Annotated in this window: 16 protein-coding genes, 3 tRNA genes and 1 pseudogene; 5 read left to right on the top strand and 15 right to left on the bottom strand. The window is 70.9% G+C overall.

Translation table 11 applies throughout. The annotated features are described in order from the left end of the window. Positions 1 to 136 precede the first annotated feature (136 nt). The 3 genes and pseudogenes from ACZ45Z_RS19775 to ACZ45Z_RS19765 form a co-directional block, all read right to left on the bottom strand. A pseudogene (locus ACZ45Z_RS19775) lies at positions 137 to 1381 on the bottom strand (bifunctional glycosyltransferase family 2/GtrA family protein); the annotation flags it as partial. Between the two features lie 196 nt (positions 1382 to 1577). Beyond that, positions 1578 to 3179 carry a sensor histidine kinase gene (locus ACZ45Z_RS19770; protein WP_468364181.1) on the bottom strand — a complete coding sequence of 534 codons (1602 nt, stop codon included), beginning with the start codon at positions 3177 to 3179 and terminating at the stop codon, positions 1578 to 1580. Positions 3180 to 3578: 399 nt separating this feature from the next. After that, complete coding sequence (locus ACZ45Z_RS19765; protein WP_468364178.1) at positions 3579 to 4283, bottom strand: response regulator transcription factor; 705 nt, start codon at positions 4281 to 4283, stop codon at positions 3579 to 3581. 626 nt (positions 4284 to 4909) lie between these two features. Between ACZ45Z_RS19765 and ACZ45Z_RS19760 the strand changes: the two genes are divergently transcribed. Beyond that, positions 4910 to 5473, top strand: a complete 564-nt coding sequence (locus ACZ45Z_RS19760; protein WP_468363782.1) for an NADPH-dependent FMN reductase — start codon at positions 4910 to 4912, stop codon at positions 5471 to 5473. Between the two features lie 131 nt (positions 5474 to 5604). Here ACZ45Z_RS19760 and ACZ45Z_RS19755 read toward each other — a convergent pair whose 3' ends face one another. The 3 genes from ACZ45Z_RS19755 to ACZ45Z_RS19745 form a co-directional block, all read right to left on the bottom strand. Next, entirely contained in the window at positions 5605 to 6480 is an 876-nt protein-coding gene (locus ACZ45Z_RS19755; protein ID WP_468363779.1) for an amidohydrolase family protein, read from the bottom strand. Between the two features lie 45 nt (positions 6481 to 6525). Then, positions 6526 to 7599, bottom strand: a complete 1074-nt coding sequence (locus tag ACZ45Z_RS19750) for a DUF2797 domain-containing protein (protein WP_468363777.1) — start codon at positions 7597 to 7599, stop codon at positions 6526 to 6528. A 406-nt stretch (positions 7600 to 8005) separates the two neighbouring features. Continuing rightward, positions 8006 to 8959: a GlxA family transcriptional regulator gene (locus ACZ45Z_RS19745; RefSeq protein ID WP_468364176.1), complete on the bottom strand. Its 954-nt coding sequence runs from the start codon at positions 8957 to 8959 to the stop codon at positions 8006 to 8008. 429 nt (positions 8960 to 9388) lie between these two features. Here ACZ45Z_RS19745 and ACZ45Z_RS19740 point away from each other — a divergent pair, with 429 nt between their 5' ends. After that, entirely contained in the window at positions 9389 to 10183 is a 795-nt protein-coding gene (locus ACZ45Z_RS19740) for an NAD(P)H-dependent oxidoreductase (RefSeq protein WP_468363774.1), read from the top strand. Between the two features lie 103 nt (positions 10184 to 10286). On the opposite strand, the gene ACZ45Z_RS19735 is transcribed toward ACZ45Z_RS19740, so the two are convergent. The 5 genes from ACZ45Z_RS19735 to ACZ45Z_RS19715 all read right to left on the bottom strand — a co-directional run bounded on the left by ACZ45Z_RS19735 (position 10287) and on the right by ACZ45Z_RS19715 (position 15024). After that, positions 10287 to 10360 (bottom strand) — tRNA-Met (locus ACZ45Z_RS19735). 96 nt (positions 10361 to 10456) lie between these two features. After that, positions 10457 to 10903, bottom strand: coding sequence for a hypothetical protein (locus tag ACZ45Z_RS19730; protein ID WP_468363771.1), 447 nt, complete (start codon positions 10901 to 10903; stop codon positions 10457 to 10459). A gap of 451 nt (positions 10904 to 11354) precedes the next feature. After that, on the bottom strand, positions 11355 to 12776 hold the full coding sequence (locus ACZ45Z_RS19725; RefSeq protein WP_468363768.1) for a hypothetical protein: 1422 nt from the start codon (positions 12774 to 12776) through the stop codon (positions 11355 to 11357). 37 nt (positions 12777 to 12813) lie between these two features. Continuing rightward, entirely contained in the window at positions 12814 to 14505 is a 1692-nt protein-coding gene (locus tag ACZ45Z_RS19720) for a hypothetical protein (RefSeq protein WP_468363766.1), read from the bottom strand. 372 nt (positions 14506 to 14877) lie between these two features. Then, complete coding sequence (locus tag ACZ45Z_RS19715) at positions 14878 to 15024, bottom strand: hypothetical protein (RefSeq protein ID WP_468363763.1); 147 nt, start codon at positions 15022 to 15024, stop codon at positions 14878 to 14880. A gap of 266 nt (positions 15025 to 15290) precedes the next feature. On the opposite strand from ACZ45Z_RS19715, the gene ACZ45Z_RS19710 reads away from it, so the two are divergent. Further along, positions 15291 to 15452, top strand: a complete 162-nt coding sequence (locus tag ACZ45Z_RS19710) for a hypothetical protein (RefSeq protein WP_468363760.1) — start codon at positions 15291 to 15293, stop codon at positions 15450 to 15452. Between the two features lie 102 nt (positions 15453 to 15554). On the opposite strand, the gene ACZ45Z_RS19705 is transcribed toward ACZ45Z_RS19710, so the two are convergent. Continuing rightward, positions 15555 to 15627 (bottom strand) — tRNA-Arg (locus tag ACZ45Z_RS19705). Positions 15628 to 16155: 528 nt separating this feature from the next. Then, positions 16156 to 16246, bottom strand: a tRNA-Ser gene (locus tag ACZ45Z_RS19700). 242 nt (positions 16247 to 16488) lie between these two features. Here ACZ45Z_RS19700 and ACZ45Z_RS19695 point away from each other — a divergent pair. Together ACZ45Z_RS19695 and ACZ45Z_RS19690 are read left to right on the top strand one after the other, a co-directional pair. Then, entirely contained in the window at positions 16489 to 17070 is a 582-nt protein-coding gene (locus tag ACZ45Z_RS19695) for an SSI family serine proteinase inhibitor (protein ID WP_468363757.1), read from the top strand. 429 nt (positions 17071 to 17499) lie between these two features. Next, positions 17500 to 22239 (top strand): PAS domain-containing protein, encoded by a 4740-nt coding sequence (locus ACZ45Z_RS19690; protein WP_468363755.1) that lies wholly within the window; start codon positions 17500 to 17502, stop codon positions 22237 to 22239. A 170-nt stretch (positions 22240 to 22409) separates the two neighbouring features. On the opposite strand, the gene ACZ45Z_RS19685 is transcribed toward ACZ45Z_RS19690, so the two are convergent. Next, positions 22410 to 24059, bottom strand: coding sequence for a long-chain fatty acid--CoA ligase (locus ACZ45Z_RS19685; protein ID WP_468363752.1), 1650 nt, complete (start codon positions 24057 to 24059; stop codon positions 22410 to 22412). A 237-nt stretch (positions 24060 to 24296) separates the two neighbouring features. Next, positions 24297 to 24830, bottom strand: a complete 534-nt coding sequence (locus ACZ45Z_RS19680; protein WP_468363749.1) for a SigE family RNA polymerase sigma factor — start codon at positions 24828 to 24830, stop codon at positions 24297 to 24299. Positions 24831 to 24862 lie beyond the last annotated feature (32 nt).

Below are 24862 nucleotides of genomic sequence, written 5' to 3'. Positions count from 1 at the left end.
CAGAGGGGCTCATGGGTTGGTTGGGGGAGGGGGGTTGCTTGAGGGAGGGGAGGTGGTTGGGGGAGAGCGGCTTATCGGGAGTGAGGGGGTGGCTCCGGGTGAGGGGGTGACGCCGCTCGGGCTCCCGCTCCCGCTCCCCCTCCTGAAAGACCCACGCGCGGAAGAGCAGGAACCGCAGCACCGTCGCCGCGAGGTTGGCGGCGACCAGCACGGCCAGTTCGGTGCCGTGCGCCGGGCTTCCCGTAGCCGCGTCCAGAGCCGCGAGGGAGCCGCTGGTCAGGGCCAGTCCGATAGCGAAAACCACCAGCCCCTGCGCCTGGTGGCGGACCGCCCGGTCCCGCCCGCGCACCCCGAACGTCAGCCGACGGTTGGCGGCCGTATTGCCCAGGGCGGAGACCAACAGTGCCGCCGCATTGGCCAGTTGAGCGCCCACTCCGAGCCGGAAGAGGGAGTACAGGCCGAGATACAACAGCGTGCTGAGCGCGCCGACGACGCAGAAGCCGACGACCTGGCGCGCCAGCCCACCCGGCACCCCGGACAGCTCACGGTCGCGCGGGTCGTCACCGAAGGGCCGGGCCAGCCGGTCGAGCGGCAGCCGACCGGTCGCCAGCGCCCGCCCGACCCGCCAGACTCCCTTGAGATCCTCGGCGGCGGTACGCACCAGGTGCACGGTGCTGTGCGGGTCGTCGACCCAGTCCACCGGCACCTCATGGATCCGCAGCCCCGCCCGCTCCGCCAGCACCAGCATCTCGGTGTCGAAGAACCAGCCCGTGTCCTCCACCATCGGCAGCAGCCGCTCGGCGACATCGCCGCGTACGGCCTTGAATCCGCACTGCGCGTCGGAAAACCGGGCCGCTAGCGAGCCGCGCAGGATGAGGTTGTAGGTACGCGAGAGGAACTCGCGCTTGGGCCCGCGTACGACCCGCGAACTGCGCGCGAGCCGCGAGCCGATCGCGAGATCGGAGTGGCCGGAGATCAGCGGCGCGACCAGCGGCAGCAAGGCGTTGAGGTCGGTGGACAGGTCGACGTCCATATAGGCGAGCACCGGCGCATTGGAGTGCGTCCACACCGTGCGCAGCGCCCGGCCGCGCCCCTTCTGCTCCAGCCGTACGGCCGTGACCTCGTCGAGCGCGTCATCGAGCCGGGCGGCGACCTCGGGAGTACGGTCCGTGCTCGCGTTGTCGGCGATCGTGATCCGGAAGCCGTACGGGAAGGTGCGGGTAAGGTGGTCGTGCAGCCGCCGCACGCAGGGTTCGAGGTCGGCCTCCTCGTTGTAGACGGGAATCACTACATCGAGGACCGTCTCGATCTGGCCGAGACGCAGATGCGCGCGTGGCGGCAGGGAGCCCAGCGGTGCGCGGGCCGGCTGTGTCGTCGTCATGCCAACGACACTCGCCGCGCCCGCTGTCATGAGGGTGTGCCGAGCCTGTGCCGGGGCTGTGAGTGGGGAGGACGGGGTGACCGACTACAGGGGTCGGCGAACGGGGAGGGGCTGGCCGACTACCGGGTCGACGGGGACAGGGTGACCGACTACGGGGGACGACGGGCCAGGGGTGACCGACTACAGGGGTGACCGACTACAGGGGCGACGCACCCGCCCGCGCCCGCACACCTACGTCCGCATCCGCATCCACATCCGCGTTCGCATCCGCACCGGAGCCCGGCCCCGTACGCACTCCCGCACCGGCATCGGCGGCACCCGCAGCCACAGCCTCCCTCACACCCGGCTCACCCGGATCACCCGGATCACCCGCACCCAGATCGCCCACCCCTGGCAGCGTCACCGTGAAGACCGTCCGCCCCGGCTCGCTCTCCACCTCCACCGTGCCGCCGTGCGCGGTGACCACCGCCTGCACGATGGCCAGGCCGAGGCCCGTACTCCCGGCGGCACGCGAACGGGAGGCGTCACCGCGCGCGAACCGCTCGAAGACGTGCGGGAGCAGGGCGGCGGGGATGCCCGGCCCGTCGTCCCGCACCTCCATCCGTACGGCGCTCCCCCGTCCCGCGCCGCGCACCCGGGCGGTGACCGTGGTCCCTTCCGGGGTGTGCGTACGGGCGTTGGCCAGCAGGTTGACGAGAACCTGGTGCAGCCGCGCGGCGTCCCCGCGTACCACCACCGGCTCGTCGGGAAGCTCCAGCCGCCAACGGTGGCCGGACCCGGCGGCCCGCGCGTCACTCACCGCGTCCACGACCAAGGGCGAGAGATCAGTGCTCTCGTACGAGAGCGGCCGTCCGGAATCGAGTCGGGCCAACAGCAGAAGATCCTCCACCAGCCCCGTCATCCGCTCCGCCTCCGACTCGATACGCCCCAGAGCATGCCGGGTCTCCGGCCCGGGCTGTTCGTGCCCGCGCCGCGTCAACTCGGCGTAACCCCGGATCGACGCCAGCGGAGTACGCAGCTCATGACTGGCGTCGGCGACGAAGCGACGCACCCGCGTCTCGCTCTCCTGACGCGCCGAGAGCGCGGCACCGACATGGCCCAGCATCCGGTTGAGCGCCGCACCGACCTGCCCCACTTCCGTCCGCGCGTCCGCCTCGGCCGCCGGAACCCGCACATGCAAGGCCACCTCCCCCCGATGCAGCGGCAGTTCGGAAACCCGGGTGGCGGTCGACGCGACGCGCCGCAGCGGCCGCAACGCGATACCGACCATCGCCGCTCCGGCGATCCCGGCCGCGACCAGCCCGGCGACCGTCACACACGCCTCGACGGCGACGAGCCGCCCCACGGTGCTCTGAACCGTCCCGAGCGGCATGCCGACCACGAGCGAACCGTCCTTCGCGGACCGGACGCGGTAGTCGCCCAGGCCGGGCAACTCGGTGGTGTGCGGTGCGCCGTCGCGCCTCACGGCGTTCAGGGCGGCGGTCTGTCCGGCGGTCAGTTCGGCCAGGCGGTCGGTGGGCAGCCGGCTGGGCGAGTTGGTGCTGCGGACCCCCTCCTCGACCGTGCCGCCCGGCCCGACCCGCGCGCCCACGGTCGCCACCGGCTGACCACCCATCGCGACGAATTCAAGGCCGGCGCCCCGCGTCGGATCATGCGGCCTCGGCCCCAGCGCCCGAACGACGGACTCCTTCAACTGAGCGTCCAACCGGTCTTGCAGGTACGAGTGCAACGCGATGGTGGTCACCGCCCCGATAACCGCCGCCACCACACCGATCAACCCCACCGCCGACACCACCAGCCGCGTCCGCAAAGACCAGCGACGGGGGGCGGGGGTGGATGCACAGCCAGGGGCGGCGGTACGGCCCGAGGCGGGAGTACGACCAGGGGCGGCGGTACGGCCAGAGGCGGGAGAACGGCCAGCGGCGGCGGTACGGCCAGAGGCGGGCCCCTCACCGCCGGAACGGCCAACGGGCCCAGGCCCAGGACCGGGCCCCGATCCAGGCCCAGAACGGGGGCCGGGCCCAGAACCAGGCCGAGGCCCAGGACCGGCACCAGGCCCAGGACCCGCCGCACCCGCCGTACCCGCACCCGCACCCGCACCCGCACCCGCACCCGCACCCAAACGAACCTCAGGCTCGCTGCCGGTACCGCGATCGGACGGCGTCATCGACCGCTTCCCCTACTCCGACCGCTTCCCCTACTCACCCGGCTTGATCAGATAGCCCGCGCCCCGCCGGGTGTGGATCATCGGCGCCCGCCCCGCGTCGATCTTTCGTCGCAGATACGAGATATACAGCTCGACGACATTGGCCTGGCCACCGAAGTCGTAGCTCCACACCCGGTCGAGTATCTGCGTCTTGCTCAGCACCCGGCGCGGATTACGCATCAGGTACCGCAGCAACTCGAACTCCGTGGCCGTCAGACGGATCTCCTGTCCACCCCGCCACACCTCATGGCTGTCCTCGTCGAGCACCAGATCGCCCACCGTGAGCAACGACTCGCTCCGCGCGGCAGCCGCCCCCGCCCGCCGCAACAGCCCCCGCAGCCGCGCCACGACCTCCTCCAGGCTGAACGGCTTGGTGACGTAGTCGTCGCCCCCCGCCGTCAGCCCGGCGATCCGGTCCTCTACGGCATCCTTCGCCGTCAGGAACAGCACCGGAACATCGGGCAGGTCACGCCGCAGCCGGCCGAGCACGGTCAGCCCGTCCATGTCGGGCAGCATCACATCGAGCAGTACGGCATCCGGCCGCCAGTTGCGCGCACACCGCAGGGCGCCCGCGCCGTCGCCCTCCGACCGGATATCCCAGCCCTCGTAGCGCAGGGCCAGCGACAGCAGATCGGCGAGCGAGGACTCGTCGTCCACCACCAGCACCCGCACCGGACTGCCATCCGCCCGCAACATCTCCGGCCGCCGTCCGGCCGCCCGCGCCACCGCCCCCTTCACGGCCACAGGCCCATCAGTCCCCACGGCCGACACCCGCCGGGCCGGCGCGGACAACACACCGGCCAACACGGAAGGCGCCTCGGAACACGGCGTCGCCACCGACTCGCCGGAAGGCCCGGAAGGCGGTACCGATGACGGCCTCGAAGCCGTCCCGGAAGGCACCGCAGAAGACAACGGAGTCACGGTCATGCCCCCAAGCGTGGCCACTCCCCGTGAGAGCCCCCTTGCCGCTCCCTGTGAATCTCCTGAGAATCCCCCCTCCACCCCCGCCCCCAGCCCACTCCCCCCCCCGCTCGGCAACCGGACTGGGCCGCCCCCCGCGCGGTCCAGTCCGATCACCACTCCGTCAGCATCGCACCCACCACTGACAATTCCCCTGACCAGCCGAACACATCCCCTGACACCCCACCACCGCTCCCCAACCGGTCCTCGATCACAACATCGGCGCCACCGCCCCCCCTCAACTCCGTGCCCTCAGCCTCCGAGCGCCCACCTTCCACCCCGCCCCCACCCACAGCTTCTACGGCCCTCCGCCGCTCCCCCCTCAACCCCACCACCGCCGCCGCCACCCGTACGGTCGCCACATGAGACTCCTCGCCCTCTCCGGCAGCCTGCGTGCCCGCTCCTCGAATGGCGCCGTGCTGCGCTCCGCCCTCGACGCCTTCGACGGCCCCGCCACCACCGCCGACATCGGCGCGCTCCCGCACTTCAACCCCGACCTGGACGGCGAGGGTGCCACTCCCCCTGCCTCCGTAGCCGCCCTACGCGCCGCCGTGGCCGCCACCGACGCGCTCCTCCTCGTCAGCCCCGAGTACGCGCATGGAGTCCCCGGCGTCCTCAAGAACGCTCTCGACTGGTTGGTGAGCAGTGGCGAATGCGTCCACAAGCCGGTCGCGGTGATCACCGCCTCACCGTTCCCCTCCGGCGGCGACCACGCGAACGCCCAACTGCGCGAAACCCTGCGCATGATGACCGGGGACGTCATCACGGCCGCCTGCCGCGAAATACCCGCCATCGGCCCCAAGATCGACCCCACCACGGACCGCGTCTCGGACGAGGCCACCCTCGCCGACCTACGCGACGCCATGGCTCAACTGACCCTCGCAGCAGCCAAGTCAGCCGCGTCAGCCACCAACGGCCTCAACTAAGACGGAGACGGAGACGAAGAAGGATGCGGATCCGGATGCGGATGCGGATCCGGATGCGGATGCGGATGCGGGTTCGACAGCCGCAACGCGCCCTCCCCCGGCCCCCTCCTCCCCCGCGCCCACCAACGCTCCTAAATCCCGAACAACCGCGCCCCGTTCCCGTAACAAACTCCCCGCAGCCACTCCTCTCCCAAGTCCAGCCGCGCCAAGGCGTCCAGTGCGTGGGCGTACCCGTACGGGATGTTGGGAAAGTCGCTGCCGAACAGGACCCGGTCGCCGAGATCCACGAGCCGGCCGCGTTCCGCGCTCGGGAACGGCGCGGAACGTTCGGCGAAGTCGGTGAACGCCATCGTCGTGTCCAGGTAAACGCCCGGATAGCGCTGCGCCAGGTCCAGGAAATCGGTGTACTCGGGCATGCCCATATGGGCGATGATCAGGCGCAGTCGCGGGTGGCGTGCCAGCAGTCGCGCGACCGGCTCCGGGCCCGTGTGCTTGCCGGGCGCCGGGCCCGAGCCGCAGTGGATGACGACCGGCGCCCCGGCCTCGGCGAGGGCGCCCCACACGGGATCGAGCAGCACGTCAGCCGGGTCGTAACCGCCGACCTGCACGTGAGCCTTGAAGACCCGCGCACCGTCCGCGAGCTCCTTCCGCACGTACACGCCCGCCCCGTCCTCGGGGTAGAACGTCGCCGTCCGCAGGCAGTCCGGCGTACGGGCCGCGAAATCCGCCGCCCAGGCGTTCAGCCACTGGGCCATGCCGGGCTTGTGCGGGTAGACCATCGACGTGAAGGCCCGTATGCCGAAGCCACGCAGCACCGCCAGCCGCTCTTCCTCCTCGAACCGGTAGGCGATCGGCCACGCCCTGCCCACCAGCGGCCCGGCCGCGTCGAAGTACGCCCAGACCTTGGCCATCACCCGCTCGGGCATGAAGTGCGTATGCACGTCGATCAACCCCGGCAGCCCCAGCTCCCGCCAGAACCTGCCGACCCGCTCATCACCCTCCGCCACGCCCCGGCCCTCCCCTTCCTCCGACCACCGTGCAGGCCGCGCCCCTCAGAACAATCCCTCTTGCCCTCCGTCCCCACTCCCCGGGCTCGCCCCCGCCCCGTACACCCCGTACGCCCCGTTCGTTTTCCCAGCACGCACCGGCACCGTCGTCGCCCGTCCCTCAGCCGGCCCCAGCACCCACCCGGACAACAGACGGGCATCCAACACAGCGACCACGCCCCTCCCCGGCGCCTCCGACTCGTTAGCCCCCTCCGCCCCTTCCAGCCGCTCCAGCCGCTCCAGCCGCTCCAGCCTCGCCGACCTCTCCGATCTCTCCAGCCTCCCCGGCCCTTCCACCTCCACCAACCGCAGATACACATCGGACCCGACCCCGGCCACCACCTCGCCCACGATCTGCGCCCCCGCCGCCATCCCTCCCAGCTCCGCCGCATCCGCCCGGATCCGGTCCAGCCCGAACAGTTCCGTATGGTCCGTACAGTCGAACTCCGCCGGCTCCAGCGTCTCCGGCCACCCTTTCAAACACCGTGCGTCACCATGCAGTTGCGCCAGGGCGCCCACCCGCTCGGACAGCGGCGGCAACGCCGCCCGCGCAGCCCGCTTCGCCGCCTTCCCGAACCGGTCTGGCACCCCCAGCGCGCTCCCCAACAGCGCTTCGGCCCGCCGCGCGGCCATCAGGGGCCCATGCCCCAGCCACGCGTACGCCACCGCCCCCTGCTCCACCAGCCGCACCGGCCCGCGCTCGGCGGCCGTGATCCCCACCTTCAGCAGGCCGGGACCGAAATACGCCAGGTAAACGCCATACGGACGCGGATCGTCGGCCATGGTGTCCGCGGCCACCGACCGCGACCGGTCCAGTTGGGCGCACGGCGCGCACTGGTCCTTGGCACTCGCGCCGTCGAGCACCGCTGCGTACGGGCACACGATCCAGCGACCCGCCCGCCACACCCCCAGGCAGCGCCGCTCCTCCCGCGCGGCGAAGGCCAGCACCTTGCCGGCGGGGAGCAGGCTCACCCGCGTCTCGCGCCGCTCGGCGCAGTACCAGCCGAGCCGCTGCTCATACCGCCCCGCCGGCCCCGACCCACCGCCGCCCGACCAGCGCGGCCCCGTACAACGCCACACACCGCCAGCGTACGACCGGCCACTGACACACCCCGCCGTCCGCACACCCGACGACCGATACCCGACGACCGACCGCCCAGCCCAGACCAGCCCGCCCCCAGCCGCCAACCACCAGCCACCAGCCACCAGCCACCAGCCACCAGCCACCAGCCACCAACTGTGAGCGCTGAGCCCTTGCGCCTGTCCCAAGCCCTCAGCTCTACGCCAGTCCAGCTCTACGCCAGTCCAGCTCTACGCCAGTCCCACCCGGCCCCGAGCCGCGCCCGCCCTTACCCCCGCCGCCCGGCCACACCCCGACGCCCCGCCCGCACACCACCCGAACAGCACACACACCGGCCACCGCGAACCCGCCCTCTAGCCGGCCGGCGCCCACCCCCACTCACGCACCCACCCACCACCCCAACCCCTACGCGACCCCCGCCCCCTCCGGCCCCCGAAACGTGCTCCGGTAAGCCCGCGGCGAGACCCCCAGCGCCGCCTGCAAATGCTGGCGCAGCGAAGCCGACGTGCCGAACCCGGCCTCCGCCGCGATCCGTTCCACCGTCAGGTCCGTCTCCTCCAGCAACTGCCGCGCCCGCTCGATGCGTTGCTGCGTCAGCCACTGCAACGGCGAGATCCCGACCTCCTCCCGGAACCGCCGGGTGAAGGTCCGTACGCTCATCGCCTCCCGCGCCGCCAACTCCCGCAGGCTCAGCGGCCGGTCGAGGTGTTCCAGTGCCCACGCCCGTGCCGTACCCGTCGACGCCACCTGTGGCTCCGGCACCGGCCGCCGGATGTACTGCGCCTGCCCGCCCTCCCGGTGCGGCGGCACGACCGTGCGGCGAGCCACGTCATTGGCCACCGCCGCACCATGATCGCGACGGAGCATGTGCAGACACAGGTCGATGCCCGAGGCGACCCCGGCCGCGGTCAGAACATCACCGTCCTCCGTGTACAGGACGTCCGCGTCCAGCTCGACCGCCGGGAACATCCGCCGGAAGTCCGCCACCGACCGCCAGTGCGTCGTCGCCCGCCGCCCGTCGAGCAGACCCGCCGCGGCCAGCACGAACGCCCCCGTGCAGATCGACGCGATACGGGTCCCCGGCCGGATCCGGCCCAACGCGTCGGCCATCGCGGGGCTCAGCAGCCCGGCGCCGCGCTCCGCCCGCAGGTCGTAGTCGGCCCCGGAGGCCGGGATGACGACCGTGTCGGCCTCCTCCAGCGCCTCCGGCCCGTGCGCGACATTCACCGTGAAGTCCGTGTCCGTACGCACCTCACCCGGCTCCAAGGCACAGGTCACCAGCTCATACAGCTTCTCCCCCGGCCGATCCACCACCCGGCCAACCGCCCCGAACCCCACCCCGCCCACCGCACCGTCCACCGCCCGGCCAGACACCCGACCAGAGACCTGCCCAGGCACTCGGCCGGACACCCAGCCCCCCACCCCGTCCGCAGACCGTTCCCCGCCCCGCTCCCCCACTCGTTTCCCCACCCGCTCGGGGACCCGCTCCAGCACCCGCTCGGGCGCCCGCCCCAAGCCCCGCTCCCCCACCACCGACCGCGCCTCGCCGAAGATCCGGTGCGCGATCCCCACCTCGATCGGCAGCATTCCGTCCCGGACCAGCACCGCGACCCGATGCCGCCCATCCCCAGAAAACACCCGCCGGCTCGGACCGCCCGCACCGCTACGACCACTCACGTCACTCATCCCAGCCCGCTCCTCGCCCCATGTCGCCTTGGCCCGATCCTTGCACAGTATGGTCATCCAGCCACTCGTTCGCGCCCCGCACGCCACCCGACAGTGGTACGTATGAAGGTCCTCTGGTTGTTCGCCCACCCCGACCCGCGCTCGCTGAGCGGCGCCCTCAAGACCGAGGGACTGCGCGCCCTCGACGCCCAAGGCCACCAGCACCGCGTCTCCGACCTGCATGCCATGGGATGGAACCCCGTGGTCGGGGCCGACGACTACGCCCACGACCCCGCCGCCCGCCTACGGGTCGGCGAGGTCTCCGAACGCGCCTACACCCACGGCCACTTGAGCCCCGACATCCGCGCCGAACAACGAAAACTCGCGTGGGCAGACACGCTCGTCATCCAGTTCCCCCTCTGGTGGTACGGAATGCCCGCCATCCTCAAGGGCTGGTTCGACCGTGTCTTCGTCAAGGGCTTCGCCTTCGGCCTCACCGACCCCGCCACCGGGCGGCCGCGGCGCTACGGAGACGGAGAGCTGGCCGGCAAGCGCGCCATGGTCGTCGTCACGGCCGGAGCCCGCGCCGCCACCCTCGGCCCGCGCGGCGTCAACGGCGATCTCAACGACCTCCTCTTCCCCCTCCAGCACGGCACCCTCTGGTACACGGGCATGACCGTCGTCCCGCCCCTCCTGATCCCCGGCGCGGACCGCGCCATCCCGCACTACTACGAAACGGCCACCGCCCGGCTACGCGAACGCCTGCGTACCCTCCCCACCACCGAGCCGCTCGCCTTCCGCCACCAGAACACCGGCGACTACGACGACGACCTCCTGCTCCACCCCCACCTGGCCACCGCCTCCCACCCCGGCCCCGCCGCCCACTACACAACCCCGCCCCCACCACCCCACACCTGACCACCACCGCCCACCTGAACCAGCCCGCCCTGAGCCCCGGCGTCCACCAGACGCAAAAAAGCCGCAGGCCGGTGGATTTTCATCCACCGGCCTGCGGCGTTCGTAGCGGGGACAGGATTTGAACCTGCGACCTCTGGGTTATGAGCCCAGCGAGCTACCGAGCTGCTCCACCCCGCGTCGGTAGACCAGACACTACGCGACAACCACACCAGCACCTAATCCTTTCCCTGCCCCACCCCTACGCCCGCCGGCGTGCCCCCTCTCCGCTTCCGCTCACGGCCGCGAGGAAGGCGACCAACTGATGGGCCCGGACGGGTGGTTGGCGGATGGGGTGACGACCACCTGGTAGCTGTCTTCGTAGACGATGCGGCCGGGGGCCACCGAATGGACCCGGCGGCAGGGGATCCGGTGCGCCGCGAGGATCGCGAGGTAGCCGTCCACGCGGCTGATCAAGTGGTGAGCCGAGGACTTGAACCAGGCCACGGCACCGGGGTTCAGGGTTGCGTCGTAGACGGTGGGGTCGACGGTGGAGGGATCGGGGTAGTTCGCGTCGTACCAGTCGTTGTTCACACGCCGGAAGCGTTCCTGGCCGGGCGTGAGCCGGCCTTCCTTGGCAAGCGTGTTGACCAGCGCGAAGACACCGGGAAAGTGGCCCCGGGGACTCCGCGTGGCGCCTTGAAACCGGACGAAGTGAGGGAGGGGTGGGGTGGTGGACGACATGCCGCGATTCTGAGACGAGGCCGAAGGCGGGCGGAAGGGGGCCGGACGCGGACCAGCCCGCGTTCCCATCGAGCCACCGAGTCGCCGCGCGACCCGGATTCAAACAGCAAAAAGCCCCACCCGGCGACCCGGGTGGGCTTCTTGCTGCTGTGCGCTCGGCAGGATTCGAACCTGCAACCTTCTGATCCGTAGGAGCGGGCAGCTCGTTGCGCTAGGGCTCCGCCTGCTTCCGGGCTGATCACTGACGTTCGTGATCGTCGGTCTTCGTTTGCCGTCGTTGCCGTCAACGTTGCCGTCAATGAGCCAAGCCACCCAGGCCACAGGGAGGCGCATCGATGGGACCTGGAGAATCGCATCCCCCTGCTGCATGAAACTTCGCAGCAGGTCGGCGCCCATTACCACAGAGGCTCAACCGGGCCTGGAAATCGGTGTCTTGTTCTTCTGCAAGCCCTTACTCCCAGGGGCCGGCGCCGGGATTGGGCGTAACCTGCTGGAAGAAGTGGTTCTTGAACCCGATGATCTGCATCCCGGGTACCTCGACGGTGCTCTCGTCGAAGGTAGAATGGAAGCTCTTGCCGTCCTTTCCGCCGTTGTACTTGCCCTGGAAGCTGAAGGGCCCGTACCCCACGGAGGCGTCGCCGCCCGCCTTCTGCATCTCCTCCTTGAGGGCGGTGACGAATTCCTTGCACTTAATCTTCAGCCCCTTGACGAAGATCATGTGCAGGGGGTAGGCGACCATGAAGCCGTTCGGTGGCTTCTTGCCATCCGACAATTTTCCGTCTTGCCAACTATCGGGCAGCATCCAGCCCCGGCCCTCAAGGAACTCGGGATAGAACCAAGGGCGGATGATCTGAGCCTGGGTGATTTCGAACGAGACCTCGAACTCGTCGACCTTGTGCTCTTCGGTGTGTTTCCTGGACTGTTGGTACGCCCCGCCCGAGGCGGACCACATGCTCCACTTGCCACGCGCGCCGACCTGCCAGTCGGAATAAGTGGTCACCCTGTTGTCGTCGATCTGCTGGTGCTTGAGGGTGTACTTCGTCCACCCGTCGCTGGCGGAGACGTTGGCCGGGGTGAGTGTGGTGAAAGGGTACTGCGTCGGCTGCCCGGAGAGGGTCAACTGGTGGACGCGGTAGGTGTCCTGGATCTCCTTCTTCCACAGTTTGAGGGCGCGCTGCTCATATTGCGCCACGGTGGCGAAGGCGCCTTCGATCTCGTTCTTGAAGCCGGCCGTTTCCCACTCGCTGAAGGCGGTGTTGACCTTCTGCAGATACGATGCGCCGTTGACCTGCCAGTCGGTCTCCCACTGATTCTTTTCGCTATTCTGGCAGGTCAGGGGCCGTAGGCGCTTGCGGTTGTACTCCTGGACGGCTTCGGCGTACTCCTCCATGTACTTCTTGTACTTCTTGTACTTGGCTGTGAATTCCCATACTTCGTCCTCACCCTCCTTCTTTACGGTGAAGATCACCTTCCGCGCCTTGTCCACGGATTTCTTCTCGTCCTCGGTGAGAGTCTGCGCGGCGACCTTGGAGCCCTTCAGGACACGGTCGTACTTGACGTGAAGGCGCGATCCGCTGTCGATCGTCCAGACACCGACCCCGTTGAGGACGGACTTATGGCTGGGCACGACGTTGGTGAGCATCGAGAAGTTGAACGCCGCCACGGAGCGGGCCTTGGTCTCCTCCGCGGTAGCGCCCGTCATTCCTTTGGTGGCGAAGTCGAAGTCACCGGCGCGGTAGGGAAGACCGGGCATGCACCAGGTCAGGAAGGTCCGTGGGTCGGTGTTGCCATCAGTGCCCTTGGCGACGGCGTAGTACAGCTGGCTCTGGAGGGCCTCGCCGATCGTTTGCAGCGTGTATTTTCCTGGGGACATGCCCGCTCCTTGCGTTGTTCGGTGGCGATTTGGTCGATCAGGTCCAGGGGAGATGGGGATCGGGATCCGGGCTCTTGGGCAGCAGCCGACACTTCAAGGCCGCGAGGTAGACGGTGTCGGGGTCGGTGGATTCCCGGCCGACCTTGGTATAGGTCGTCCACTTAATTTTGGGAAACCAGTCGTCGTCACCGATCGCGGAAAACACCACTTTGGCGAGATCACCGGAGCGGGTTTTGATCGCGAGGAGAACCCCCTTACTAAGGGAAGTGCCTCTCTCGAAGCGCAATGATTCCGTTTTGAAGCTGACCTTTTTGAGTTGCTGATAGGTGGCACTCTCGTACGTGGCTTCTTTGGGGAGGTATCCCCAGCCAACGGAAGGCGCCAGCGTCAGGTAATACCACATCACGTTTTCGAGGCAGATCCGAAGCCACCAGTCGGTCTTGGTCTCCCACCCGACATCCTGGCGCTGATGGAGGCCGGTCTCCAAAGAAAGGGCGTACCCGTTACTCCATACCTGATCGCCGGTGCGCCGGACGTCCATCTCTTCCTCCATCCGGCCCTCCGCCGGCGCGGGATGGAGCGGGAGTTCCGGGACACCTTCGTGAGCGGCGGCGGGCTCCTGTGGGTCGCCCTCTCTGCCGGTCAAGGTGCGGTACACGGTGATGTTCCGGGTCATCGCCACCGATTCGACGTATCCAGGGCAGCGTCCCTTGGGCGGCGTTCCCCCGTCGCTGAGGGCCTCCTCGTCGTCACGCCACCACTTCCAGGCGCGCGAGCCGAACATGGTCATGGGCTGCTCGAACCAGGACCGCACGACATCGACGGGGCAGTAGTCGAACGTGAAGCTGGTGATCCTGGGGTCCACCGAACTCGGGTTGATACCCGATTCTCCGGCCTTGAGGAGGTCGAGAAGTTCCTGGCGGCCGACGCGTCGGCGGGGCCAGTCCTTGTCGAGTGCCTCACCTGGCGCGAACGGGCTCGGCGCGTACCTGGCCCCGTTGGGGGCCGTGTACCAGTCACTCGGACGCGCGGGGTCGAACCACTGACGGAAACGCCGCCACTCCTGGGCGGGCGATTTACTGCCCAGAGCGGACAGGATCTGCACGTGCTTCTCCACGGCCTCCTTGTGGCCGAGGTTCTGCCAGTCACTGCGGGCGTCGTTGCGCGCTGCGGCCAGCCGCGGCTCGTCGACTTCCTTCCACCGCTTCTTGACCTCGGGGTTGTGGGAGTTGGCGGCCGCCTGTTCGGCCTGGTGGTAGGCAAGTTCGGCGTGAAAGTAGGTGTCCCGGTACTTCCGGTAGTCCAACAGGTTCTTCGACGGCTTGGTCTCCCCGTTCACCTCGGTGTACAGGTAATTCCGAGCCCCGTCGTAGCTCTTCTGCTCATCGGCTGTCAGATCGCTCTTGGCGAGTTTCGCGTTGAGCACGAACCCGTAGATGTCCCACAGGTACCCCGCGTGCTTCCATCCGCCCGGGGTAGCCTCCGGCAGCCGGTTGACCAGCTGGGAGAACTCGGCGTACGTGACTTTCTGCTCGTGGGTCGCGGGCTGCGCCGAGAAACGCAAGTGGTCGACCTTGTAGGCATACGTGGCCGGCGGGGCCTTGACCACGTGTCCCTTCTGGGCGCCGAGCTGCTGGACCTTGGCCAGCAGAGCCGCCACCACGGCGACGTCCAGAGACCGGCCTTCCCCGGTGGACCCCGCCTCCCTCGCTCTGTCTGTCGTCGTCATCGCGTCGCTCCCAACCCGCATATCTCGGAGCCCGTGAGATCCGTCCGCAGATGAAGAGCGCGGCAAGCCCGCCGGGCGGCATCTCCTACACCATGCCCACAGGGACCGAACCATTCGAACAAAACACGCCGATGGTGCAAAGTCAGTGAATACGGGTGATGCACTCCGGCGCACGATCCGGGGATGTGTCTCACCGGCCAAACGGGGTCCCATCAGATCGCCGGGCAGCCGGGCCTGATGCCAACCTGCGCTCAGAGCCGTGGGGCTTGGCGTCAGGCATGCGTCTTCACTGCAGGTCACGGCAGATGAAGCACCAGAAAGCTCAGCGGAGAACTGTCGTGCGGTCCCCCACGGAACTGCCACGCACATACGTCAGTTCAGGGACTTCTCGATGGCCTCGAAGATGTCCGCGTCGGTCTCCTGCTGCCACCCGGGCAGCTTCGGCCACTCCGCGACGTAGCCGGGCTTCGGGTCGTCGAAGTGCTTGTACATCTGGGCCGTCCAGCACGTCGCGACCATGCGGCTCTTCTGCTCACGACACCCGCGATCGACGTCTCCCGGAACAGTCGGGCGTCCTCGGTCTGCGACATGCCTAGCCCTCTCCTCACGTCGTGCTCAGTGCTCGGATCTCTGACCCCAGCCCGGCCACACGACCGTCACCGACCAAGGGGCCGAACTCAGCTCGTAGGCCCTGAAGTCTCCGGGCGACGTATCCGGAGGAAGATTCCTGAGCCAGTTGCAGCGCCTGGCAGCCGAAGGTGAGCAGCTGGTCAGGGTCACGCCGCTTGGCGCCGATCGCCACAAGGTCCGTCAGCACGGCACCGCGCACCCTGGTGCGGCTCGACGCCCAGCGCTCCGCCTTCGACCGCGTGGGAGACGCGCTGAGGGGTGACGGCAACCCACCGGACGATGACGACGGCACGGACGGAGTCCCGGTAGCCACCTGATCGACCTCGCTCCGACTGCCTGAGGCGGTTGCCGTCAATCACTGCCGTCAAGAGAAACACCAAAGGCCCCCTGGACGATGTCCAGGGGGCCTTTGACCTGTGTGCGCTCGGCAGGATTCGAACCTGCAACCTTCTGATCCGTAGTCAGATGCTCTATCCGTTAAGCTACGAGCGCTTGGCTTTCCGGCGGTTTTTCTTGGCCGGTCGGCGTTGCGGGAACAACATTACATGACCTGCGCCGTGAGGCGAAATCCATTCCCTGTAGCCCCTCTGACCTGCGGAAACGTGCTTATGGGCGGGCTTTGGGGCTCGCTGCTTCCGGGGGGAGTCCTCGATGATCCGGACGAAGTTCGGGCGGGTGTAGCCCTCTTCGAAGGGGTGGAGGCGGTCGGCCTTCACCGCTGCCGAAGGTCGGGGGCCGAGGCGGTGGGCGATCTTGCGGTGGGCGATCTTGCGGGTCTCGGCGTGGGCGAGGTGGCAGGGGGAGGCCCGCGGGCGGCGAGGGTGAAGGCGACCAGGTGAAGACGACCAGATCGCGGGCGACGCGGGATCCCAGGCCCCGTGTCCCGCGCCCCGCGCCCTTGTCCCGCGTCCCGTGTCCCGTGTCCCGTAAGAGGAGTGCCCGGCGGGAGTGCGGGCAAGCGTTGTGGGAAATGCGTTCAGGCCCCGGTCCTGTGGGACCGGGGCCTGAACGGAAGAGAAGCGGAGGCGGAGGGATTTGAACCCTCGATGGGTGGTAAGACCCAAACCGCATTAGCAGTGCGGCGCCATAGACCGGACTAGGCGACGCCTCCACACACCCCACGCGCGCAAGCGCGCTGTGGCGTGTCCAGATGATGGCACAGCTCTGCGGGCTGTCACCAATCGCCCCCTACGGTACTCGGCGGGCGGCCCACCCGGCAAAGACGTTCCTGCGGCGCAACGTCGGGGTCGGCGGCGCGTTAGGAGTGTCGGGGCCGTACAGCGAGGCAGTACGTACGCCCCCGGCGCGTACGTACCGCGTGCCCGCCCCGCACTCGCCTCTTTGGAGCCCGTGATGCCGCACCGCCGGACGTCCCTCTTCGCCGCGGCCGCGACCGCCGTCACCGCCGCCATGTCCGCCGCCACCGCCGCCTCCGCCCTCGCTCTGGCACCGATGGCCTCGGCCGCCCCCATCCCGCTCGCCCCCGAGCGGCTCTCCGCCTACCCCCTTCCGCTCGCCCCGGCCGGGTCGTACGCCGGACCGATCCCGCTGGCGCAGGACCATGCCCCGGTCGGCCTGGCGCGGGTCCTTCACGGCCGGGCGCCCAAGGACCACCTCACGGTGACCGTCGCGCACTCCGGCTCCCCGCGGACCGACGGCACGTTCGAGCTGTACTGCCACCCGAACGGCGGCAGCCACCAGGCGCCGGCCGCCGCCTGCGCCGCCGTCGACCGGCAGACGAGGTGGGGCAAGGACCCGTTCGCGCCCGTACCCGCCGGTGCGCGGTGCACGATGATTCACGGCGGTCCGGCCACCGCGCATGTCACCGGGACGTGGGCGGGGCGGCCGGTCGACGCCCGCTTCCGGCGCACGGACGGGTGCCAGATCGCGCGCTGGGATCGTTATGAGCCGCTGCTCCCGGCCATCAAGTCCTGAGAGCCCGGAAAGCCGAGTCCTGAGAGCGCGGGGAAGCCGAGTCCTGAGAGCGCGGAGAAGCGCGGAGAAGCGCAGAAGAGTGCAGAAGAGCGCAGAGAAGTGTGGCAAGGCGCGGAGATCGGAGTGGGCCCGGGGGCGGTCCGGGGGCCGGCCCGCGCGAAGGCCCCGTCGATCCGTGTGAGTCGTGCTTCGGCATAACAGGTGCCGTGCCGCCCAGGAGCCCGGCGCTTCCCCCGGTCCGATTCATGGCGGAGTAGCGCGGCAGGTCAGGACGCGGGGCACATGTCCGGCGTGCGGTGAGTCGCCCACAGGCGGGGTATTAGCTCCTCGTCATCCGCCTCCGCGTCGCGGGCAAGTGCCCGTAGACTCCATCCCAGCGATCCGCCGCGGTGGGTCGGCAAGGTGCGGTAACAGGGAGGAAGCGTCGTCGTGAGCAGCAGGCCATCCCGAGGCGCTGCTCGCCTCGCAGCCATACTCGACGCCCTCCCCGACGCGCTGTTGCTCGTCAACTGCAACGGCACGGTCGTCAACGCCAACGCCATCGCCCTGGAGACCTTCGAGGCGCCGGGCACCGCCCTGGTCGGGCGCGGCCTGCTCGATCTGCTGCCGTCCTTCGACTCCAAGCGGATCCCCGGCTCCATGCGGCGCCGCGACGAGGAGATCGAGGGCCCGCGGACGAAGCCGACCAGGATGGTCGCGCGGCGTACGGACGGCACGGAGCTGCTGGTCGAGGTGACCAGCGCCAATCTTGAGGACGGCCGCACCCCGTACGAGTCCGCCTTCGAGGCCGCGTACGCCGATCACCGGACCGGCTACACCGGCGACGAGCTGCTGATGCTCGTCGTCCGCGATCTGACGGGGACGCTCGACACCGAGACCGAGCTGGCCCGTCAGCAGCGGCAGACGGAGATGATCCTGCGGGCCGCAGCCGAGGGTGTGGTGGGTGTCGACGCCGAGGGCAAGGTCGTCCTGGTCAATCCGTCCGCCGCGCAGATCCTGGGGTTCCGGGCGAGCGAGCTGGGCGGCAAGGAACTGCATCCGCTGATCCACCACTCGCGGGCGGACGGTTCTCCGCTGCCGTGGGAGGACACGCCGCTCGCCGACACGCTGAAGTCCGGGCGCAAGCACCGGGTGCGCGGGCAGGCGCTGTGGGCGAAGGACGGGCGTGCGGTGGCCGTCGATCTGACGACGGCGCCGGTCCGCGACGGTGATCAGCTCGTCGGCGCGGTGATGACGTTCACCGACCGGCGCCCCTACGACGCGCTGGCCGCCCGGCACGCCCAACTGCTCGCGGTGCTCGAACAGGCGCTGCGCGGGCCGCTGGAGGAACTGACGGGCGAGCTGACGACGCTCGCCTCCGACCCGGCCGGGCAGCTTTGGCCCGAGGCCAACCAGATCCTGCACCACCTCGCCGCCGGGCACGCCCGGATGACGACGCTGGTGGACAACGTCCTGAGCTACCAGCGGCTGGACACCGGTACCGAGCGGCTCAACCGCGCCAAGGTGTCGCTGGACGGCGTCGTCGCGGCGGGTGTGGAGGGCGCGATCGAGCTGATCGGGCCCGGCCGCGCCCAGTTCGCGGTGCACGCGCCGCCGATAGAGGCCACGGTCGACGCCGGGCGGATCGCGCAGGCGCTGTCCCACCTGATCGCGGATGTCGCGGGCGTGGACTCCACGGGCCGGATGGCGGTCGGTGACGGCACGGCGGGCCCGGGCGGCCGGCTCGGTCCGGTCCCGGGTGACTCGACGATCGTGGTGGCGGCGGCGCAGCGCGGGGACGTCGTACGGATCGAGGTGCGCGGGCCGTACGGCGGCGGCGACCCGGTCCACGAGCCGATCGTGCGCGGGATCGTGCGGCAGCACGGCGGTCTGCTCCAGAGCCATGAGATGCCGGGGACGCCGGGCGCGGGCGGCAGCGCGTACGTCCTGGAACTGCCGATGGCGGCGGACGCCTCGGCGACCGGTGGCGCGGAGCGGGCGCGGGAGGCGGCCGGCGGTGAGCCGCCGACCGGGAACGAGACGACGGTGATGCCGGTACCGGCCGCCCGGGCGCGGGGAACGCACGCGCAGGCGGCCGGGAGCGGTGACGAGGGAACGGACGGGAGCGGGACGGGGCACGAGCCCGGTCTCGGTGCGGCCTCGGGGGCCGGGGGTGGCGACGAGGCCGGCGGTGACGCTGGGGTCGGCGGTGACGCTGGGGCCAGCGTTGGTGGCGGGGTCAGTGTTGGTGCTGGGACCGGTGTTGGTGGTGTCGGGCCGGAGGGTGACGACGGGGCCGATGGTGGTGACGGGGGTACGGACGGCTCCGGTGGCCCGGGTGGCTCTGGTGGCTCCGGTGTTGAGAGTGGTGCGGGACTGGCCGCGCAGGGGGGTGGTGCCCAGCCGACCGGGCGTCGGCGGGCGCGGCACTCCGGTGTGGAGCAGGCCGCGGGTACGGCCGCCGGGCAGCAGGCGTCGGGCGCGGTGAACGACCCGCGCAACGGTCGGGCGGACGGTTCGCGGAACGGTTCGGCGAACGTGCCGGACGCGGGTGCGGCGGCCGGACACGGTTCGAGCGGTACGGGCGGCGACGGCGCGGCCGTGGGCGGTGCGGCCGGCGGGGCTCACGGCGCCGGGCGGCCGGTGAGTGGTGGGCCGCAGGGCGCGGCGGGCCCGGGTGGTACGGGACCGGCCCCGGGTATGGCGGAGGCCGAAGCCGTAGCGCCGAGCGGGCGGCGGCGGGCCCGGCAGGCGTCTGCCGACGAGGGTGCGCTGCCCGCGTTGCCCGCCGGTGGCACGTCGTCCGGGGAGTACGAGCGGGCGCCGGGAGCGGCACCCGCATCGGTGCCCGCGGGCGCGCAAGCCCAGGGCCGGCGTCAGGGCCAGGGCCCAGGTCGGACGCTGGGGCAAGGTCCGTCCCAGGTGCAGGTCGAGAGGCCGGGGTCGGCTCAGCAGCACGCCCAGCCCCAGGTGGAGCACCACGGTCAGACGGCGGGCGGGCCGCACGGCCTGGCGCCGGTGCAGCCGGGTGGGCGTCGGGCGCGCCGGGCGCTGGCCGAGGCGCCCGAGCGGACCGCGGACGGCGGCCTGGCTCCCGGGCACGCGCGCGGGTCCACGGGCGCGGAAGCGCTGTCGCCCGCCGGGCCGCGCAGCGCCTTCGCGCTGCCGCCCGCCGCGGCCGACCAGACTCCGCAGTCCCTGCCCGCCCTGCCCGCGGTCGCCGACCAGGCAGCCGGTCAGCAGGGTGGCGTCGGTACGGGGCGGCGCCGGGCGCGTCGTCCGGTCGCCGGTGGCGTGGAGGGGGCGCCCGGCGCGCAGCCGGGGTACGAACTCGAAACGTCCGCCCCCGCCGTTGACGCGCACGACGTGGACAACGGAGAGCCGACCGGCCGCCGGCGGGCCAGGCGGGCAGCCGCCGAGGAACGGGCGGCGGCCGCGATGGCCGATGCCGAGGCGTCGGGCACGTTCGTGGCCGGCCCGGAAGGGCTGGTGGCGCAGGGCGCCGAGGCGGCCGACGGGGCGGGTACGGCTCCTCTGGCCCCTGGGGCCCCTGGGGCTCCCGGTACGCCGGGTGCCGCACCGGTGCCGGAGGGCGCGACCCCAGCGACCCCAGCAGCCCCCGCGACACCAGCGGCCTCAACAATTCCCGGCACACCAGGCGCCCCCGCCGTCCCCGGCACCCCCGGCGTACCGGCGACGCCTGCCGCCCCCGACGCCGCCACGCCCGACGCCCCCGCGCCCACGGGTCGTAGGCGCGGCCGCCCCAGCCCCGTCGAGGAACAAGCAGCCGGCCAGGCGCCGCAGCATTCCCCGGCCCACGGCCAGGCGGCCCCCGGGGTGCCCGACCCGCGGCAGGGTCAGCCGGCCGGGCAGGCGTCCGCCCCGGTGCCGCGGCAGCCGCTGCCGCCCGCCGAGGACGACGGCGGTCACTCCCACAACCGGGCCTTCAGCGTGCGCACGCTGGGGCAGGGCGTGCCGTTCGCCCAGCAGATCGCCGACCAGCAGCGTCCGGCCGCGGCGCCGCCCGGCAGCACGCCGCCCGGCGGTACGTCCGCCGGTTCCGGCCGCCGTCGCAAGCTCGCGGCACCGCCACGGGACGACGAGCGGGGCGCGGCCGCCGAGGCCACGCCGACCGACGCGCACCCGCACCCGGGAACGCAAGCGGGAACGCAGGCGGGGACACCGGCAGGGCCGACCGGAGCTCAGCCCGGTGCGCAGCCCGCAGCACCGGGCGGGACGCCTTCCGGAAGCCGGCCCGGAGACCAGCCCGGAGGCCACCCGGGGTCGCAGCCGCCGCCCGCCTCCCCGCAAGGCCAGCCGCAGCCGCACCTGATGGACGCGAGCGAGGGCCGCGCCTTCGCGATCTCCGCGCCGGACGAGGGCAGCGAGGGCCCCGAGCCGCTGGACGGCCCGAACGGCGCCATAGAGGTGATGGACCGTCCGAGGCTGCCGATGGACGACGAGCTGCCGCCCGAGCCGCTGGACAATCCGCGCCGGCTGCTGGTCTGGCCGGCCCCGGACGTCTCCACCCAGCAGGCGCTCAGCGAGCGTGGCTACCGCCCGGTGATCGTCAACTCCCGCGAGGAGGTGGACGCGCAGATCGCGGCGTACCCCGCGGCGCTCTTCGTGGACCCGCTGACCGGGCCGATCACCCGCACCGCGCTTCAGTCGCTGCGCCAGGCGGCGGGCGCGGCGGAGGTCCCCGTCCTGGTGACTGCCGGTTTGGGGCAGGCCACCAGGGAAGCGGCGTACGGCGCCGACCCGGCCGTACTCCTCAAGGCGCTCGCCCCGCGCGACAGCGAACACCACCCGGCCCGCGTGCTGTTGATCGAGCAGAACGACGCCATCGCGGGCGCGTTGACGACGTCACTGGAGCGGCGCGGCATGCAGGTCGCCCGGGCGGACGCGGACACCGACGCGGTGACTCTGGCGACGCAGATGCGGCCGAACCTGGTCGTCATGGACCTGATGCAGGTACGTCGGCGACGGGCCGGCGTCGTGGACTGGCTGCGCGCCAACGGGCTGCTCGACCGGACCCCCCTGGTCGTCTACACCTCGGCCGACATGGACCCGGCCCAGTTGCCGCGGCTCGCGGCGGGCGAGACGGTGCTCTTCCTCGCCGAGCGTTCAACGAGCGCCGAGGTGCAGGCCAGGATCGTCGACCTGCTGGCGAAGATCGGGACGAACTGACGGCTCACGGTTCACGGCTGTCAGCTCACGACTGCCGGTTCACGGCTGACGGCTGACGGCTGACAACGCCCAGATGCCAGCAGTCAGTTGACCGGGCTCAGGGATTCCTGTGGGCGGCCGCCCACAGAAACCCCTGAGCCGCCGGCCCCGGGCCCCGAGCCCCGCCACCCCTAGCCCAGCCGCGTGACCTCCAGCTCCCCCTCCGCGTACTGCCTGCGCAGCACCTTCTTGTCGAACTTGCCGACGCTCGTCTTCGGCACCGCCGGGATCACCGCCCACCGCTCCGGGAGCTGCCAGCGCGCGATGCGCTCGCCGAGGAACGCCTTCAGCTCCTCGTAGCCGGTGGTCGCGCCCTCGACCAGGACCACCGTCGCCAGCGGCCGCTCGCCCCACTTGTCGTCCGGTACGGCGACCACCGCGGCCTCCGCGACATCCGAGTGCGCCATGAGGTGGTTCTCCAGCTCGACGGACGAGATCCACTCGCCGCCCGACTTGATGACGTCCTTGGCGCGGTCGGTCAGGGTCAGGTAGCCGTCGGGGGTGATCGTGCCGACGTCACCCGTGCGCAGCCAGCCGTCGGGGCTGAACTTGTCCTCGGGGCACAGCGGTTCGCCCTGGGCGCCGCCGTAGTACGCGCCCGCGATCCACGGCCCGCGTACCTCCAGCTCGCCCGCTGCCTCGCCGTCCCACGGAAGCTCCTCGCCGCCGGGGCCGATCAGCCGCGCCTCGACGGAGGCGGGGAAGCGGCCCTGGGTGGCGCGGTAGGCCCACTGCTCCTCGTCGCTCACCCCGGCCGGCGGATGGGAGACGGTGCCCAGCGGAGAGGTCTCGGTCATGCCCCAGGCGTGCACGACGCGGATGCCGTGGCGCTCCTGGAAGCCGCGCATGAGGGCGGGCGGGCAGGCGGAGCCGCCGATGACGACCGTGTGCAGACAGGACACCTCGCGCGGCTTGGCGTCCAGTTCGGCCAGCAGGCCCTGCCAGATGGTGGGTACGGCGGCGGCCATGGTGGGCCGCAGCGTCTCGATCATCTCGGCGAGCGGGCCGGGCTGGAGGAAGCGGTCCGGCATCAGCAGCGAGGCCCCGGCCATGAACGCGGCGTGCGGCAGGCCCCAGGCGTTGACGTGGAACATCGGGACGACCGGCAGCGCGAGGTCCCCGGAGCCCAGCGCGAACGCCTCGGCGTTGTTGACCTGCATCGAGTGCAGGTAGAGGGAACGGTGGCTGTAGAGCACGCCCTTGGGGTCGCCCGTGGTGCCGGAGGTGTAGCAGAGCGCCGCGGCCTGTCGTTCGTCGATGTCCGGCCAGCGGTAGGTGTCCGGCCGGTCGGCGATCAGTTCCTCGTAGTCGTGCACCCGCTGCGTCGCGCCGGCCAGCGGCGAGCGGTCGCCGGGGCCGACGACGACGAGGTGTTCGACACCGGTCAGCTTGGGCAGCAGAGGGGCGAGCAGCGGGATCAGGCTGCCGTTGACGAGGACGACCCGGTCCTCGGCGTGGCGGATGATCCACGTGAGCTGTTCGGCGGGCAGCCGGAGGTTGAGGGTGTGCAGCACCGCGCCCATGGAGGGGATCGCGAGATACGCCTCCATGTGCTCGGCGTTGTTCCACATGAGGGTTCCCACGCGTTCGTCGGTCGCGACCGCGAGTTCGTCGCGCAGGGCGTGGGCCAGCCGGGCGGCACGGCGGCCGATCTCGGCGAATGTGCGCCGGTGCGGGTCCGCGCCGGTCCAGGTGATGACCTGCGACTTCCCATGGACGGTCGACCCGTGGGTCAGGATTCGCGAGACCGTGAGCGGTACGTCCTGCATCGTGCTGAGCACCGGGTGCCTCCGCTTGTTACGGGCGGGTAGTGGTGCTGTGATTGTCGGCGCATACCAGCCGGTATGTCACGCCCCCGGAATGTGTTCTTTCCCGCCTCGTATCTTTTCCGTCCCCGCCTCGCGTCTTTTCCGTCCCCGCCTCGCGTCTTTTCCGTCCCCGCCTCGCGTCTTTTCCGTCCCCGCCTCGTATCTCTTCCGCCCGAGCCCATCCCCTCCGGGAGCCAAGCCGGCGCGGCCTCACAGCGTCAGGGAGAGTTCCGGGTCCTCGCGGAGTTTGGCCAGGGCGCGGGAGACGGCGCTTTTGACCGTGCCGACCGAGACCTCCATGACCTCGGCGGTCTGGGCCTCGCTCAGGTCCTCGTAATACCTGAGGACGACCATGGCCCGTTGACGGGCGGGCAGCCGCATGACCGCGCGCCACATCGCGTCCCGTAGGCCCTGGAGCTCGGCGGGGTCGGGGGCCGGGGTGGGGTCCGGCTCGGGGAGTTCCTCGCAACTGAACTCCTCGACCTTCCGCTTGCGCCACTGGGACGTACGGGTGTTGATCAGCGCGCGGCGGACGTAGCCGTCCAGGGCGCGGTGGTCCTCGATGCGCTCCCACGCCAAGAAGGTCTTGGCGAGCGCGGTCTGGAGCAGGTCCTCGGCGTCGTTCGGATTGGCGGAGAGCGACCGCGCGGCGCGCAGCAGCACCGGCCCCCGGGCCCGTACATAGGACGAGAACGACGGGAACACAGCGGCGGTCGAGGCGCTTGTGCACACTGGCGTGGTCATGGCTCCACGCTAGAAGCGGCGGAGGGGTCGGG

This window comes from Streptomyces sp. NPDC031210, from assembly GCF_055570395.1.
This window is presented reverse-complemented; position numbering and strand designations above follow the sequence as displayed.